General features: G+C 41.7%; 15 protein-coding genes. 7 read left to right on the top strand and 8 right to left on the bottom strand.

What is annotated here, in order from left to right:
* Window positions 1–12 precede the first annotated feature (12 nt).
* The 5 genes from udk (at window position 13) to GLW00_RS14160 (ending at window position 3,714) form a co-directional block, all read left to right on the top strand.
* Window positions 13–666, top strand: a complete 654-nt coding sequence (udk, locus tag GLW00_RS14180) for a uridine kinase (RefSeq protein ID WP_160915150.1) — start codon at window positions 13–15, stop codon at window positions 664–666.
* Between the two features lie 162 nt (window positions 667–828).
* Window positions 829–1,305: a transcription elongation factor GreA gene (gene greA / locus GLW00_RS14175; protein WP_160915148.1), complete on the top strand. Its 477-nt coding sequence runs from the start codon at window positions 829–831 to the stop codon at window positions 1,303–1,305.
* A gap of 720 nt (window positions 1,306–2,025) precedes the next feature.
* Entirely contained in the window at window positions 2,026–2,712 is a 687-nt protein-coding gene (locus GLW00_RS14170; RefSeq protein WP_160915146.1) for a YrrS family protein, read from the top strand.
* A gap of 16 nt (window positions 2,713–2,728) precedes the next feature.
* On the top strand, window positions 2,729–3,421 hold the full coding sequence (mtnN, locus tag GLW00_RS14165) for a 5'-methylthioadenosine/S-adenosylhomocysteine nucleosidase (RefSeq protein ID WP_160915144.1): 693 nt from the start codon (window positions 2,729–2,731) through the stop codon (window positions 3,419–3,421).
* 65 nt (window positions 3,422–3,486) lie between these two features.
* Complete coding sequence (locus tag GLW00_RS14160) at window positions 3,487–3,714, top strand: YrhC family protein (RefSeq protein WP_160915142.1); 228 nt, start codon at window positions 3,487–3,489, stop codon at window positions 3,712–3,714.
* A 44-nt stretch (window positions 3,715–3,758) separates the two neighbouring features.
* Here GLW00_RS14160 and sigK read toward each other — a convergent pair whose 3' ends face one another.
* The 8 genes from sigK to GLW00_RS14120 all read right to left on the bottom strand — a co-directional run bounded on the left by sigK (window position 3,759) and on the right by GLW00_RS14120 (window position 10,362).
* The gene (gene sigK / locus GLW00_RS14155) at window positions 3,759–4,472 is read right to left on the bottom strand and encodes an RNA polymerase sporulation sigma factor SigK (protein WP_089654342.1); all 714 of its coding nucleotides are present in this window, start codon (window positions 4,470–4,472) and stop codon (window positions 3,759–3,761) included.
* A gap of 138 nt (window positions 4,473–4,610) precedes the next feature.
* Window positions 4,611–4,997, bottom strand: coding sequence for a monovalent cation/H(+) antiporter subunit G (gene mnhG, locus GLW00_RS14150; RefSeq protein ID WP_160915140.1), 387 nt, complete (start codon window positions 4,995–4,997; stop codon window positions 4,611–4,613).
* Entirely contained in the window at window positions 4,978–5,289 is a 312-nt protein-coding gene (locus GLW00_RS14145; RefSeq protein ID WP_160915138.1) for a Na(+)/H(+) antiporter subunit F1, read from the bottom strand. The genes mnhG and GLW00_RS14145 overlap by 20 nt, the downstream gene beginning before the upstream one ends.
* The gene (locus GLW00_RS14140; protein WP_160915136.1) at window positions 5,290–5,766 is read right to left on the bottom strand and encodes a Na+/H+ antiporter subunit E; all 477 of its coding nucleotides are present in this window, start codon (window positions 5,764–5,766) and stop codon (window positions 5,290–5,292) included.
* 6 nt (window positions 5,767–5,772) lie between these two features.
* Window positions 5,773–7,257 (bottom strand): Na+/H+ antiporter subunit D, encoded by a 1,485-nt coding sequence (locus GLW00_RS14135; RefSeq protein WP_160915134.1) that lies wholly within the window; start codon window positions 7,255–7,257, stop codon window positions 5,773–5,775.
* The gene (locus GLW00_RS14130) at window positions 7,250–7,588 is read right to left on the bottom strand and encodes a Na(+)/H(+) antiporter subunit C (RefSeq protein WP_160915132.1); all 339 of its coding nucleotides are present in this window, start codon (window positions 7,586–7,588) and stop codon (window positions 7,250–7,252) included. Before GLW00_RS14130 ends, GLW00_RS14135 begins: the two co-directional genes overlap by 8 nt.
* A gap of 3 nt (window positions 7,589–7,591) precedes the next feature.
* Entirely contained in the window at window positions 7,592–9,928 is a 2,337-nt protein-coding gene (locus GLW00_RS14125) for a Na+/H+ antiporter subunit A (protein ID WP_160915130.1), read from the bottom strand.
* Between the two features lie 281 nt (window positions 9,929–10,209).
* Complete coding sequence (locus GLW00_RS14120) at window positions 10,210–10,362, bottom strand: sporulation histidine kinase inhibitor Sda (RefSeq protein ID WP_160915210.1); 153 nt, start codon at window positions 10,360–10,362, stop codon at window positions 10,210–10,212.
* Between the two features lie 338 nt (window positions 10,363–10,700).
* Between GLW00_RS14120 and GLW00_RS14115 the strand changes: the two genes are divergently transcribed.
* Window positions 10,701–11,225 carry a YqeG family HAD IIIA-type phosphatase gene (locus GLW00_RS14115; RefSeq protein ID WP_160915128.1) on the top strand — a complete coding sequence of 175 codons (525 nt, stop codon included), beginning with the start codon at window positions 10,701–10,703 and terminating at the stop codon, window positions 11,223–11,225.
* The gene (gene yqeH / locus GLW00_RS14110) at window positions 11,225–12,325 is read left to right on the top strand and encodes a ribosome biogenesis GTPase YqeH (protein WP_202412507.1); all 1,101 of its coding nucleotides are present in this window, start codon (window positions 11,225–11,227) and stop codon (window positions 12,323–12,325) included. The genes GLW00_RS14115 and yqeH overlap by 1 nt, the downstream gene beginning before the upstream one ends.
* The last annotated feature ends 6 nt before the right edge of the window (window positions 12,326–12,331 follow it).

Raw genomic sequence — 12,331 nt, 5'->3', positions numbered from 1 at the left:
GCACCCAGGAGCATGAGTGATAAACCAGTAGTGATTGGAGTAGCGGGAGGATCAGGATCAGGGAAAACGAGTGTCACTCGTTCGATCATCCAGCGCTTTACAGATAAGACGTTATTAATGCTAGAACAGGATTATTATTATAAAGATCAAAGTGATGTACCGTTCGAGGAGAGGTTACAAACAAACTATGATCATCCTCTAGCTTTCGATAATGACCTTCTCATTGAGCATTTGGAACAATTGCTTGAACAAAAGCCTGTAGAAAAACCGGTCTATGATTATAAGATGCATACCCGTTCAGATGAAACCATTCATGTCGAACCTAAAGAAGTAATTATCGTTGAAGGGATTCTTGTCCTGGAAGATGAACGTCTCAGAGATCTCATGGATATAAAAGTTTTTGTAGATACAGATGCAGACGTAAGAATTATCCGTAGATTAATGAGAGATATTAATGAGAGAGGCCGTTCACTTGACTCTGTCATCGAACAATATATCAACGTCGTTCGTCCTATGCACTTGCAATTCGTAGAACCGACGAAACGGTACTCGGATATTATTATCCCAGAAGGTGGACAAAACCACGTGGCCATTGATCTTATGGCAACGAAGATCCAAACGGTTCTCTACGAAAAAGGACAAACAGTGACGAAAGAAAATAGTTGAAATACTACCAAAAATCTGGCATAGTTTTCACTAGTAGTTCTAAATCATAATGTCCTCGGGTAAAGTATAGTTAATTATCTTTAATGAGCGTACAGTCGTACTGCTCATTTCCTATATTAAGGACATCATTTTTTCTTGTATTTAAAGGAGTGTATTTGGACCATGGCAGAAGAAAAAAGTTATTATATGACGGAAGAAGGTAAACAAAAGTTAGAAGAAGAATTGCATCACTTAAAAACTGAGCGACGTAAAGAAGTAGTCGAACGGATTAAAATCGCTCGTGGTTTCGGAGACCTATCTGAGAACTCAGAGTACGATGCAGCTAAAGATGAACAAGCATTTGTAGAAGCACGCATTACACAAGTGGAAAATATGATTCGAAATGCAGTCATCATTGAAAATGATAATGCGAATCCCGACACAGTGACAATGGGTAAATCTGTAACGTTCCAAGAGCTTCCGGATGGAGATGAAGAAACATACACGATTGTCGGAAGTGCAGAAGCTGACCCATTCGAAGGCAAAATCTCAAATGACTCTCCAATGGCTCAAAGCTTAATTGGACATGTTGTAGGTGACAAAGTCAAAGTCGCGACACCAGGCGGAGAGATCGACGTAAAAATCATCACAGTTGAATAATAAAAAAGACAGGGGGTTCCCCCTGTCTTTTTTATGCCTACATACGGCTCATCTTAAAGTATATGGCAGGATTGTGGAAGACTCAGTTTCGAGATGTTTTAGGGTTCCGTTACCTTATTGGGCGTCGGGGATGGCTGGGAAGCTACTCGCTTTCCTGTGGGGGGAGTGGCGAGCTTCCTCGGGCTACGCCCTGCGGGATCTCGCCGATCTCCTTTCTCCCACGGGAGTCTCGCAGCTTCCCAACCACCCCTTTCGATGTAAGGGAGGAACGAACCCCTGTAACAATTTGGATGTACTTCCATTATCCTGGTGTGATTAGTCAAAGCGATCTATGACAAGCATTTATTATGCAGAGTAGCATCCTTAGAAGTTCGTTACGTTCGAATTCCAACGTGAGAAAGTAACTATTCCAGAAGTGGTTTCGAGATACTTATACGGCAAGGGGGCGGAGGAGGATGGCGAGACTCCTGCGGGAAAAAAGTGCATGGTGAGACCCCACAGGACCCAGTCCGAGGAGGCTCACCGCGCTCCCGCGGAAAGCGAGTCATCCCCCGCAGCCCCAACCCACCTCACAAACGTCTCGAAACTGAGTCTTCCACAAACGGGAGCGAGAGTGAGGTTTGGAATATAGCCCGGGAAATGAGATAGGAAAAAGAAAGCATTGGTAAGAGTCAAAACTTCATGTATAATAAACGGCGAGTAAAAAGGAGGCAGAAGATCATGTCGAACAAACAATCCCCGTATTCCCGTTCAGGTCGTTACGAGAAAAAGCGTCGTGGTACGAAGATGTTGACTTGGCTTGTAGGGGCAGGCGGTGTTTTCATGTTGTTACTCATTGGAATAATGGTCTTTGGTGGAGAGGAACAAAAAGGACAAGCTCAGGATAAAGAAAGTCCACAGGTCACAAAGGAAGAACAAGGTTCAAATGAAGATGCTTCGGCAGAAACCGGCAAGAAGAGTGACAAAGAAGATAAAGAAGTAAAAGATACAGAGGAGCAATCAGATAAACAACAGGTTTCCATTGAAGAATTTGAAGAACTGAAACCGATTGAAGACGAAAAAGGATTGAAAATTGAGAAAAGTGATGACCCTAATGTAGAACGCGTGATCACAAAGGATTGGCCGGTTATCCCTACAGAGATGGAAACGAACGGTGAACATGGGATTACCTACCAATCGGGTACGCAGGACTATGAAGAGTTAAAACAGGCAATCAGAAGCGCTGTCGGCCTTTCTGAGGACAATATCATCTATTGGGATGTAAGTAACAGAGGTCACCATCAAAAAGCTAAGGCGACAGTCTCTGACAAAAATAAGACCGGATACCTCCGGGTGCAAATTGACTGGATCGATGGACAAGGGTATAAACCAGTCAAACTTGAGATTCTAAAAAATAAAAACGGTTGAGAGAGGGAGTTCAGTTATGGCCATTGGAATTATTGGTGCTATGGATGAAGAAGTTGAATTATTAAAAGCAAATATGGAAGTAGCCTCAGAGAAAGAGGTAGCGGGCAGTCATTTTGTTGATGGCCTTTTGCATGGGAAGAAAGTTGTTTTATTAAAATCAGGCATTGGTAAAGTTAATGCAGCGATGGCAACGACTATTCTTCATGAACAATACGAAATTGACGCCGTCATCAACACTGGATCCGCTGGAGGTTTTGCCAAAAATCTTGAAGTGGGTGACGTGGTTATTTCATCCTTAGTGACACACCATGATGTCGATGTGACAGCTTTTGAATATAAATATGGACAAGTCCCGGGCATGCCCGACATGTATACAGCAGATGAAAAACTAGTGAAACAAGCGATGACTGCTGTTGAAAAGACAGATGCTAAAGCAGCGAAAGGTATCATTGCCACAGGTGATTCCTTTATGCAGGAGGAATCCAGGGTGGATTTCGTTCGAGGCAAATTTCCTGAGATGATTGCAGCAGAAATGGAAGCTGCTGCGATCGCCCAGGTTTGTTATAAGTATGGAACACCCTTTGTTGTCATTCGCGCGTTGTCTGATATCGCTGGTAAGGAATCTTCCATTTCATTTGATCAGTTTCTACCGAAAGCTGCAGAAAATGCGGCTGTCATGATTATGGAAATGGTTAAAAACTACGAGTGACATTTATTCCCACCGACACTATGATTCTCATATGTTAAGATCTTCATAGTAGGAGGTGGACCGTTTTGGATACTTCCCAAGAATTAAAGAAAAAAGTAATGGATTTTAAACGGTTCGTGATGACGCTATTGATCATGAGCACTTATCTCTATATAGGTACATTGATCAGCCTTTATGAATACGGTACAAAGACTTATTTGTTTTTATATCCGGTCATTGGTCTGACCCTTTTCACAGCTTTCTTCATGACTTTGAAAATCAGAAAATGGAAAAGACAACTCATAAAGGACTGAATGAAACAGCCACTCCATTCTCATAAGATGGTAGTGGCTGTTTTTTATCCATTCTTCCCTTGTTTGCTCTGCTTATAGAATTCATGAAAAATTTTCATTAATGCTCGCTTTTCGATTCTTGATACATAACTCCTAGATATACCCAGCTCTTTGGCAATTTCCCGCTGCGTTTTTTCTTCTGTCTGGTTTAGTCCATAGCGGAAGATAATCACTTCTTTTTCCCGCTCATCCAATACAGTAATGAAATCTTTAATCTTCTCCAATTCCATATGAAGTTGGATTTCCTCCACAATATCCGTAACATCAGCCTGAAGAATATCAAGAAGGTTCAATTCGTTTCCTTCTTTATCATGGCCGATCGGGTCTTGCAGTGAAATATCCTTGCTCATCTTTTTCGTCGACCTGAGGTGCATGAGGATTTCGTTCTCAATGCAACGTGCGGCATAAGTGGCAAGTTTCGTTCCTTTCCCTGTCGAATAACTTTCTATTCCTTTAATTAAACCGATGGTTCCGATAGAAATAAGGTCTTCAAAATCTTCTTTCGTGTTTTCAAACTTTTTCACAATGTGTGCGACAAGTCGTAAATTGTGTTCAATCAGTTTGTTCCTGGCTTCATGACTTCCTTCTGCCATCAATTGGAGTTGTTTAGCTTCTTCTTCTGGAGGCAGGGGATTCGGAAAAGCCTGGTTTTTTACATAAGACATGAAGAAGAGAGACTCTTTGAAAAAATAAAGGATGGAAGCGATGAGACTGCTCATAGGACGCACCTCCTCAAGGATTAGGCGAATGCCTACAACATACTTATGTCCTTGTGATGTCGTCTGTGCTTGTCTGTCGTTAAAAATAATGTTCATAAAGGTAAAAAAATGCCCCCATTGGAATGGAGGCATGTCGTATTATGAATCTGGTGCTTGTCGCTTCTGCTCTTTTTTTAATACTTCAGCGTATTCATCCTTAACACTCTTTTCCCAAAGAGGAACACCAGCCCGGTAGGCAGCTCTTGAAATCATATGTCCCGATACCGGAGCAGTCAAAAGGACGAAGAATATTCCGAGAAGCAGCTTACCACTTACGATGTCATGTTCTACGTAGTGAAACAAAAATGCACCGATCATGATTCCTGAAACTCCGAGGGTCGAACTTTTTGTCGCCGCATGAAGTCTTGTGTACACATCAGGAAAACGCAAAATTCCCAGGGAGCCAGAGATAAGGAAAAAGGCACCAATCAATAGAGATAGACATATAGTGATGTCGAAAATTAAATTAATCCATGTCCCGCTCAATGATAACACCCTTTTCTAAGAATTTCGCCAGTGCGACCGTACCGATGAAGAGTAGTATTCCAATCAGCAGGACCACGTCATTAAATCTTGTTGTTACGAGCAGGACGGCGATTAGTCCTGCTAAAGCCATGAGATTTATTCCTATAATATCAAGGGCAACCGCTCTATCCGGGTTTGTCGGTCCAAGGATTGCGCGATACAAAAGAAGAATCACAGAGATTGCTACAGCGACAACTGCAATGATCGCTGATATTTGTATCCATGTTTGCGTCATATTGAGGATGTCTTCCATTTAACGGGTCACCTCCATGATACGCTTCTCGAATGAATTCTTAATTTCACTCACAGATTCCTGAACATCCGGCATATCCATTGCATGAATGAAGATCTTCGTATGATCCTCACTAACTACAACAGATAGGGTTCCGGGAGTCAATGAGATCAAGTTGGCGAGAAGAGTGATTTCAAAGTTTGTTTTCACATCAATCGGAAGTGCGAATATCCCTGGCTGCATATCCATTTTTGGCTTATAAACATGCTTGACAATGTCGATGTTGGACAAGAAAAGCTCTCGTATAAACAAGAGAATGAGAAGGAAAAACTTCCACGCCCGTTTCATATAGAATGAATCTGGTACAAAACGCTGCAGGACGAAGAGGAGTATGATTCCTAAGATATAACCGACAAAGAAGGTTGTGAAATTGTATGTTTCACTCAGGAACATCCACATCATAGCGATGATGATGTTCATTACGATTTGTAAAGGCATCAGCTTCTACTCCTTTAACACAGAATCAATGTAGAGTTCTGGATCCATCATGTATTGAGAGATGGTTTCTATTGTCGGGAAGAACCATTCAGCACCCACACCGAGGAGAATGGAAACCGTAAGCAGCCCGGCAGCAGGAAGAGCCATTCGTTTTCCTTTCTTTTCCCGCTCTGGAACAGGAATGTCCATTTTTTCTCCCCAATATCCTCTGATGAATATTCTGATCATCGAAAATAGGATCAGTAGGCTTGAGATGAGAGCGGTGATGACGATGAAGATTTCCTCTTCACCTAATCCGCCTCGTAATAATAATAGCTTTCCTATGAAACCACTGAAAGGTGGGATTCCAGCCAGTACCAAGGATGCTAGAAACATAAGCCATCCGAGAACGGGATAATGGTGGATCAATCCACCCATTTTACGGAGATCCGATGTCCCGGCTACATAGGCAGTAGCTCCCGCCAGGATAAAGAGTGCTCCTTTGATTACCATATCATGAACAAGGTAATAAATGGTCCCGCTTATCGAAACCTCTGTAAAGATTCCTATTCCCATAAGCATGAAGCCTACGGCTGGGATAATATTGTACGCGACAATCAGCTTAATATTGTTGGTTGAAAGAGCACCAACTACTCCGAAAATCATCGTCAATGCTGCTAAGTAGATGAAAAGGGTGTGCGTCAAAGCAACCTCTTGATTAAATATCAGGGTGAACGTCCTCAAGATCGAATAAACCCCTACCTTAGTTAACAACGCTCCGAATAAAGCGGATACGACCGGATTCGGAGATATATACGGTCGTGGCAGCCAATAATAAAGAGGAAAGACGGCCGCTTTTGTTGCAAATACAAAAAAGAACAAAATAGCAATGGTCGTTAGAATCCCCTGTTGGTCCACTTCCTGAACGCGCTGAGCAGCCTGAGCCATGTTGACTGTTCCCACAACCGAATATAGGAAAGCAATCGTTGTGACGAATAACATGGAAGAAAATAAGTTGATCAGCACATATTTGATGGATTCCCTAAGTTGTGCCTTCCCATTCCCAAGTACAATCAATCCATAGGAAGCCATCAAGAGTACTTCGAAAAATACGAAGAGGTTGAATAAGTCACCCGTTAAAAATGCACCGCTCACTCCTGAGATCAACATGAAGAAAAACGTATAGAAGTAAAAGGATTCTTCTTTTTCTGATAAGGATTGAGGTGCAAAGAAAACACTCGCTACAGCAATAATGTTTGTAGTCAGAACCAAAGTCATTGCAAGTAAATCAGCGACAAGCACAATGCCGAAGGGGGCTTCCCAGCTCCCCATTTCAAGAACAATGTTTCCATTTCCTCTCACTTGCAGGAAGATGATCCCGACCACGAGGAGGTTAATGATTGCAAATGCTTTGGATAAATTCCGAACTAATTTTGTTTTTGTGTGTATGAAAGCTAAGAAGATGCCTGCTAATAAAGGCAGCAGAATAGGCAATACAGCTAAATTACTCATAATCGTTACCCCTTAATTGCTCCATATTATCAGTTCCGTTAATTTTTGCAGCACGATAAGCCAATACAAGTAGCAGGCTTGTCACACCGAAACTTATGACGATTGATGTCAAAATCAATGCTTGTGGGAGCGGATCCGTGTACTTTTCTACTCCTTCAGTTAGTACAGGCGGTGCCCCTGTTTTCAACTCTCCCATTGTAAGGATGAACAGATGGGCTCCATGTGAAATGAGTCCTGTACCAATGATGATTCGTAACAATTGCTTTTGAAGGAGGTTGTAGACACCCGTAGTAAAGAGAATGCCGGCTAAAACGGCCATAATAATTTCCATGTATTATTCCTCCTCCTTGTTCTTTCTCAAGCGGATCAATCCGTAAATGGCCATGGCAGCAATTCCAAGTACAACAATTTCAAACAATGTATCCAATCCACGAAAATCAACGAGGATGACGTTTACAATGTTATCTCCGCCGCCGAGTTTGTAAGAATTGTCTGTAAAGTATTCAGAAATTGAATCAAAGAACTTACTGCTGTGAGATGAAATGGCTACCATTGTCATTAATGCGCCGAAACCGACAGAAATAACAAGATTAAGCACCTTCGTACTTGCGGGTTCATCTTTTTTACGTAGCTTTGGTAAATGGTAAAAGACAAGCAAGAACAAAGCGACGGTTACAGTTTCTATGATTAATTGAGTTAGAGCTAGGTCAGGTGCGCGGTATAGGACGAAAAGCATTGATAACCCATAACCTACGACCCCAAGAATGAGGATGGCCGCTATTCGATTATTGGTTAGAGCGGTACCTATGGCTGCAATGACCATTGTCACGGCCACTAGTATTTCTGGAGCCGTAATCTCAGCAACATTCGAAGCATCCACTGTGAATCCACCTGTGATGGCCATGAAGGCGAATGAAATGACAATGATGGCCGCTAGGATTAATCGGACATATCGTCCAAGGGAACCATTCATGTATCCTTTGGTGATGGTTGTAGAATATCGTTCTACACGATCAACGGCGCCGTCATAAACTTTGTTCATACTTAGAACTCCCGGCACAATGTTGTAAACGGGCGACCAGACTTTTCGGGATAGAGCCAGGATACTTCCAAAGACGAGAACAGTAAGGGACATAATGAATGGCGGAATAAATCCATGCCAGAAATATATGTGTTTCTCTTCTAAAGCTGCCCCTTTGACAGCCTCAGCCGCATGGGCAATAAAAGGCTCATTAATCAAACTTGGGAATAAGCCAATAATGACGACACCAGCGACTAGAACCATCGGTGATATAAGCATTCCGATGGGGGCTTCGTGAGGTTTTTTAGGTAGTTCATTCAAATGTGATGGACCACGGAAACTTCCAAAGAAAAAGTACATGGAATATACAAAGGTAAATATACTTCCTAAAACAGCTAGGTAAGGTACACTGGTTTGCAGTATTCCGGCGATCCCGGTACTAGCTGCTTCCAAGTGCAGCGAAGATTCAAAGAACATCTCTTTACTATAGAACCCGTTTAAGAACGGCAGGGGCACCCCAGCCATTGAGAACGAGGCAAATAATGCAAGCGTGGCTGTCATAGGCATAAACGTCATCAGCCCGCCAAGTTTCCTGATGTCCCTTGTCCCTGCTTCATGGTCAACAATACCGGCTACCATAAATAGACTGCCTTTGAACGTAGCGTGGTTCAAAATATGGAATACAGCGCCGAAGATTGCTGCTTTTGTACCGAAGCCAAGCATAGCCATAATCATTCCAAGCTGACTGATTGTGGAGAAGGCTAAGATTCCTTTCAAGTCAGTTTGTCTTACAGCCATATAAGAACCCCAGCATAATGTTACGATCCCTGCAATTGATACAATGATAAAAAACCATTCATTGGCGGAAAGCATAGGGGAATAGCGGGCAACCAAATAGATGCCTGCTTTTACCATAGTTGCCGAGTGTAAATAAGCACTGACCGGTGTCGGTGCTTCCATAGCATCTGGTAGCCAGATGTGGAATGGAAATTGAGCAGACTTTGTAAAAGCGCCCAGTAGTAATAGAATCAGTATCAATGGGAAATATTCATGGTTAAGAATCAACTGTTGTTGATCTATCATCCCTCGTATACTTGACGTGTTCGTCAACACACTCATAAAGACTAGAGCACCCAAAAGACTCAACCCACCAAAAACCGTAATGAGCATCGATTTTAATGCACCATATCTTGATTCTTTCTTATAGTTCCAAAATCCGATCAATAAGAAAGATGAGAGGGAAGTGAATTCCCAAAAGCTGTAAAGGGCAAATACGTTATCAGATAATACAACTCCCAGCATAGAGCCCATAAATATGAGGAAGTACACATAAAAATGTCCCAGTTGCTCCGATTTATGTAGGTAAAAAACCGAATAGAAGGCAACTAGGGCGCCGATTCCGCTGATTAATAAAACAAAAAGTAAACTCAGTCCATCCAGATGAAAGACCATATTCATATCAAGGGATGGAATCCAGGAGTACTCATGGACGACTGGTTCGAAACCAGTACCTAAAAAGCGGGCAAAATAAATAAAAATCAACACAGGTACAATCGTAACGAAAAATCCTGTGTGAACCTTTTCTTTCCATTTACTTAACATTGGGATAAAAATAGCAATGATAAAGGGCAATAATACAGCCACCAACATGTGGTATGTTCCTCCTTTGACGTAACTTTCTTCTATTTTTTAATTGGATTTTTTGGGTGTTCGTAACCATGTGTTCACTCAATTGTAATCAAAAAAAGGTTCATTATTCAACTGTAGCATACCGGGGATATGCGGCGATAGGCTTTATTTAGTCTGTCCTTATAAATAAGAAGAAAGACATCATTTATCCAAATAAAAAAGTCATAAAAAAAACTCGCCCTCTGCTGGATGGACGAGTATTTCTCGAGTAGAGACTAACAATTTGTCATAAAGTGTAAATCTCAGCCTACATGTGAAATATGCTTTTCAAGAAGATGCTGGATGGATCGCGTGTTTATTTCTCTCCTGATTTGTTCAATGAACTCATCTGAAAGATTGAGTTCTATGGCTTTGTGGTAAGATTGTATTAGTAGGGAATCTGATAATTGCTTCATGCCGCTGTCACACATGTGACAGTCACCTCCCGCTTCATTTGAATCACTGAACGTTCGAATTTTTAATGTATTCTTACCTTATCACGACCCTAATTTCGCCACAATATGGAAGTTATCTACATAAAATTGTAGATAACTTTTTGCAAAAAGAGGTTTAAGTGAGTGATAACAAAGAAGTTACTGTGTGGAATATGTGAATAAACTTATCCACAACCTATTTTTGTCGGGATTTGTCGAACGATTTTTGTTCTTACCGTAAGTCTTTTTGAAACATGCTTCGATTTTGTATATGATGGTGAAGGAGATTTTGCCGTTGTATGAGGAGATGAACTGTATAGATGTTAAAAAACTTTTTACCTGATGAACATGTGCCGAGCGTTTTTGATATCGACCCGGACAAGTTAAAAGAAAAAGGAATCAAAGGTGTGATCACCGACTTAGATAATACCCTTGTTGCCTGGGATGAACCGGATGCCACAGAAGACATCAAGAGATGGTTTAATAAAATGAGCGATCACGGTATCCAGGTTACGATTGCTTCTAATAATAATGAAGCTAGAGTCAAGCTTTTTTCCGAGCCATTGAATACGAGGTTTATCCATAGTGCAAGGAAGCCATTGTCAAAGGCTTTCAAGAAGGCTCAGAAACAGATGAAGTTGAAAAAGGATGAAGTTGCTGTAATTGGAGATCAATTGCTCACTGATGTCCTGGGTGGGAATTCCGCTGGATTCCATACCATCTTAGTTGTTCCTATCGTGGAAACAGATGGATTTATTACAAAATTCAACAGAAAGATTGAAAGAAGAATTTTAAATTGGATGCGAAGAAAAGGAAAGATTACATGGCAGAGGAGAGATCAGTGATGGCTGAAATACAATGTCAAGGATGCGGAGCCGTCATTCAAACGACAAACCCGGAAGAAGCAGGCTATGCCCCTGCCTCAGCACTGGAAAGGGAAGATATCATATGCAAGAGATGTTTCCGCCTGAAACATTATAACGAAGTGCAGGATGTTCCCTTTCAGGATGATGACTTCCTTGAAATGCTGAACCAAATCAGTGATACAAAAGGGCTGGTCGTTCAACTTGTAGATATTTTCGATTTTAATGGAAGCTTTATTTCAGGATTGAAGCGGTTGACTGGAAACAATCCTGTCATACTTGTAGGGAACAAGATGGACGTACTTCCAAAGTCCGTAAACCATGGGAAGGTCAAACATTGGTTGAAACGTTCAGCAAAAGAGAATGGGTTAGAGGTTGAAGATGTGTTCTTAATTTCGGCCGAGAAAAACCAGGGAATTCAGCAACTATCCCAAGCCATCGAACAACACCGTGAAGATGGAGATGTTTATGTAGTGGGGACGACCAATGTTGGCAAGTCAACGTTTATCAACACTCTTATTTCAAATACATCTGGCGTTAAGGATGCTATTACGACATCTTATTTCCCTGGTACAACTTTAGGTTTTATCGATATACCATTAGATGAAAAGAGTTCCCTTTATGATACACCAGGTGTCATTCAGCGCCATCAGATGGCTCACTATGTATCAGATAAGGATTTGAAGCTGATTACCCCACGTAAAGAAGTCAAGCCGAAAGTCTACCAGTTAAATGAAGAGCAGACGCTTTTTGTAGGCGGCCTCGCTCGACTTGATTTTGAGACAGGCGAAAGGAGTTCTTTCGTGTGTCACTTTTCTAATGAATTAAACATTCATCGTACAAAGTTGGAAAAAGCCGATGAATTGTATGAAAATCATTTAGGAGAACTATTAACACCACCAGACCAGGATACAATCCATAAGCTCCCTCCGTTGAAAGGTCACACATTAAAAATTAAAGAAGACAAAACGGATATTGTCTTTTCCGGGCTCGGCTGGGTGACTGTTCCAGAAGGTGGTATCACGGTAACAGCACACGTCCCGGAAGGAGTGAAGGTGTCCTTGAGAGAATCACTCATATAGGAGGGG

This window comes from Halobacillus litoralis, assembly GCF_009856445.1.
Classification (GTDB): domain Bacteria; phylum Bacillota; class Bacilli; order Bacillales; family Halobacillaceae; genus Halobacillus; species Halobacillus litoralis.
This window is presented reverse-complemented; position numbering and strand designations above follow the sequence as displayed.

Coding starts and splice junctions, on each gene's coding strand:
- udk (WP_160915150.1), top strand. CDS start 13: ATGAGTGATAAACCAGTAGTGATTGGAGTAGCGGGAGGATCAGGATCA.
- greA (WP_160915148.1), top strand. CDS start 829: ATGGCAGAAGAAAAAAGTTATTATATGACGGAAGAAGGTAAACAAAAG.
- GLW00_RS14170 (WP_160915146.1), top strand. CDS start 2,026: ATGTCGAACAAACAATCCCCGTATTCCCGTTCAGGTCGTTACGAGAAA.
- mtnN (WP_160915144.1), top strand. CDS start 2,729: ATGGCCATTGGAATTATTGGTGCTATGGATGAAGAAGTTGAATTATTA.
- sigK (WP_089654342.1), bottom strand. CDS start 4,472: ATGAGCAGTCTCATCGCTTCCATCCTTTATTTTTTCAAAGAGTCTCTC.
- GLW00_RS14145 (WP_160915138.1), bottom strand. CDS start 5,289: ATGGAAGACATCCTCAATATGACGCAAACATGGATACAAATATCAGCG.
- GLW00_RS14140 (WP_160915136.1), bottom strand. CDS start 5,766: ATGCCTTTACAAATCGTAATGAACATCATCATCGCTATGATGTGGATG.
- GLW00_RS14135 (WP_160915134.1), bottom strand. CDS start 7,257: ATGAGTAATTTAGCTGTATTGCCTATTCTGCTGCCTTTATTAGCAGGC.
- GLW00_RS14130 (WP_160915132.1), bottom strand. CDS start 7,588: ATGGAAATTATTATGGCCGTTTTAGCCGGCATTCTCTTTACTACGGGT.
- GLW00_RS14125 (WP_160915130.1), bottom strand. CDS start 9,928: ATGTTGGTGGCTGTATTATTGCCCTTTATCATTGCTATTTTTATCCCA.
- GLW00_RS14120 (WP_160915210.1), bottom strand. CDS start 10,362: ATGAAGCAATTATCAGATTCCCTACTAATACAATCTTACCACAAAGCC.
- GLW00_RS14115 (WP_160915128.1), top strand. CDS start 10,701: ATGTTAAAAAACTTTTTACCTGATGAACATGTGCCGAGCGTTTTTGAT.
- yqeH (WP_202412507.1), top strand. CDS start 11,225: ATGGCTGAAATACAATGTCAAGGATGCGGAGCCGTCATTCAAACGACA.